At 62.9% G+C, this 2733-nt stretch carries 3 protein-coding genes; 1 reads left to right on the top strand and 2 read right to left on the bottom strand.

Annotated features, from left to right (window positions below; translation table 11 throughout):
• Window positions 1-538: 538 nt before the first annotated feature.
• Window positions 539-775: a hypothetical protein gene (locus ACXJL8_RS38440; protein ID WP_456622023.1), complete on the top strand. Its 237-nt coding sequence runs from the start codon at window positions 539-541 to the stop codon at window positions 773-775.
• An 18-nt stretch (window positions 776-793) separates the two neighbouring features.
• On the opposite strand, the gene ACXJL8_RS38435 is transcribed toward ACXJL8_RS38440, so the two are convergent.
• The gene (locus ACXJL8_RS38435; RefSeq protein ID WP_456622022.1) at window positions 794-1174 is read right to left on the bottom strand and encodes a thiol-disulfide oxidoreductase DCC family protein; all 381 of its coding nucleotides are present in this window, start codon (window positions 1172-1174) and stop codon (window positions 794-796) included.
• 131 nt (window positions 1175-1305) lie between these two features.
• Window positions 1306-2733, bottom strand: a 1428-nt coding sequence (gene rpoD / locus ACXJL8_RS38430; protein WP_456686751.1) for an RNA polymerase sigma factor RpoD, incomplete at its 5' end; no start/stop codon positions are given.

The raw sequence follows: 2733 nt of genomic DNA, 5'->3' as shown, positions 1-2733 counted from the left end.
CGATGGAACTCGTGCTGTGGATATCAGCGTATGCACGCACACGGGAACACGTGCAGATCGACGCGCTTTCGCGCAGGCCACTTCGCTCTCGCTGCGTTGCGAGAGCAACCAAGATGAACAAAATGCTTCGGCGCTCCAAATAGTTTGTTTGGGAATGCGTTGGAACCGATCTCGCAGACGACGCATATCTGCTGCGCTCGCTGCGACACAACGCTGCGCGGATTTGCCTTGCCTCGGCAGAACGCAAGTTATAACCTTCTATTTTAGGTTGTCGCCCTGCCAGCCCCGGGCGACGCTGAAGATCCAAAATAAACGGCGGGCTTTTCGGCCCGCCGTTTATTGCGGCAAAGATCTCATCAAAGGGTCGCATCGGATTTTACGAAGCGCCGGACACGACCGTCCTGCATCCGAACATCCTGCAAACGGACGTCATCGACCGATCGCGCAGCCGATTCCGCCGCCGCAGGGGGCCGCGTGACCACCGGAAAACCCGCCAAAGTCATTTGACTATGGCGCCCTGATCGACGACAAGCCCGCCATGGCCAAAAAACCTGGAACCAATCCCAAGGGCGAATTCGCCTTTTTCAACGTCTTCTACGAAGACGGCTCGCAGCGCTCCAACCGGCGCGTGCCTGCGGAGCTGCTCGGAGGCCTGGACGGCGACGAGCCCGCCCGCGGCTTCATCATGGAGCAGGACCGCGAGATCGCGGAAAAGTCCGGCCGCCCGCCAATGGCGATCAAGAACCTCGACCGGGTCGGCGCGAAGAAGAAATAGACCGACATAGGCCGGCGCTCACCAGCGCCCGCTCCGCTTGTTCCAGGCAAACAGCAGATCGGCAAACCGGTCGTATAAGAACCGCGTGAACGGCAGCGCCAAGCGATTGCCGCACAGCGCAGCAAGCCACCCCTCCCCCGGCGTCAGCCGCCACAGCGCAATCGCGACATCCGCACCGACGATCAGCCGTCCGGCCTGATCGGTCGCATGCAGGCGGCGTCTGATATCGTCGAGCGTGGCGCCAAAGCGCGCCAGCGCATCGGGTTGCTCGTTGATGTCCTTGAACTCGATTGTGCCGGCGCGCACCGCCTGAAGAAGCTTGTTGCGCTGCCAGTCGATGCCGGCATCGCAGACGGGGCAGCGGGTGTTGTACCAGACGGTGAGGTGCGTAGCGGGCATTGGGGGCTATGGTAAACGTCGGCGATCGAAACGTCACTGCGTGCCGCGGTCGCCAAAAAGAAAACGGCGGGCATTTGCCAGCCGCTTTTTTGGATGGATGCCCGGGTCGAGCCCGGGCACGACGATCCTAATTAATTATCCAAGAAGCTCCGCAGCTTCCGCGACCTTGACGGGTGCTTCAGCTTCCGCAGCGCCTTCGCTTCAATCTGGCGAATACGCTCGCGCGTCACCGAGAACTGCTGGCCGACCTCTTCCAGCGTGTGGTCGGTGTTCATGCCGATGCCGAAGCGCATGCGCAGCACGCGCTCTTCGCGCGGGGTGAGCGAGGCCAGCACGCGCGTGGTGGTCTCGCGCAGGTTCGACTGGATCGCGGCGTCGATCGGGAGGATCGCGTTCTTGTCCTCGATGAAATCGCCGAGATGCGAATCCTCTTCGTCACCGACCGGCGTCTCGAGCGACAACGGCTCCTTGGCGATCTTGAGGACCTTACGGACCTTTTCGAGCGGCATGCCGAGCTTCTCGGCGAGCTCTTCCGGGGTCGGCTCGCGGCCGATCTCGTTGAGCATCTGGCGGCTCGTGCGCACGATCTTGTTGATCGTCTCGATCATGTGCACGGGGATGCGGATGGTGCGCGCCTGGTCGGCGATCGAGCGGGTGATCGCCTGCCGGATCCACCACGTGGCGTAGGTCGAGAACTTGTAGCCGCGGCGGTACTCGAACTTGTCGACCGCCTTCATCAGGCCGATGTTGCCTTCCTGGATCAGGTCGAGGAACTGCAGGCCGCGGTTGGTGTACTTCTTGGCGATCGAGATCACGAGGCGGAGGTTGGCTTCCACCATCTCCTTCTTGGCCTGGCGGGCTTCGCGCTCGCCCTTCTGCACGGAGTGCACGATCTTGCGGAACTCGACGATCTCGAGACCGGTGAGGGCTGCGAGCTGATGCACCTCGTGGCGAAGGTCCTTGATGCGGTCCTTCTCGTGATGGACGAAATTCTTCCAGCCCTTGGCCGAGAGCTTCGAGACCCGGTTGAGCCAGCGCGGATCGAGCTCCGAGCCGGTGTAGTTGCGCAAGAAGTCCTCGCGCGCGACGCCATGGCTGTCGGCGAGGCGCATCAGGCGGCCCTCGTGCGAGACGAGGCGCTTGTTGATGTCGTAGAGCTGCTCGACCAGTGAATCGATGCGGGCCTGGTTCAGGCGCAGCGACTTCACCTCGACGATGATCTCGTCCTTCAGCTTCTTGTACTTGCGCTCCTGGTGCGGCGAGAGCGACTCGTTCTGGAGCTGGTTCTGGATGTCCTGCTCCTGAAGCTTGCGCAGCTTCTTGTAGCTGTCGGCGATCTTGTCGAAGATCTCGACGACCTTCGGCTTGAGCTCGGCCTCGATCGCCGCGAGCGACATCTGGTTCTCGAACTCGTCGTCGTCCATGTCGGACTCGGCGGCGGCTTCGGCCGGATCCTTCTCCTCGCCGCCTTCGACGCCGCCGGCGCCGGGCTGCGCGGCACGGAACGGGGTCGGCGACGGCGGCGCGGCGGGCGGCGCAACGAGCGACGGCGCGCCCAC

The organism is Bradyrhizobium sp. P5_C11_2 (genome assembly GCF_054049755.1).
This window is presented reverse-complemented; position numbering and strand designations above follow the sequence as displayed.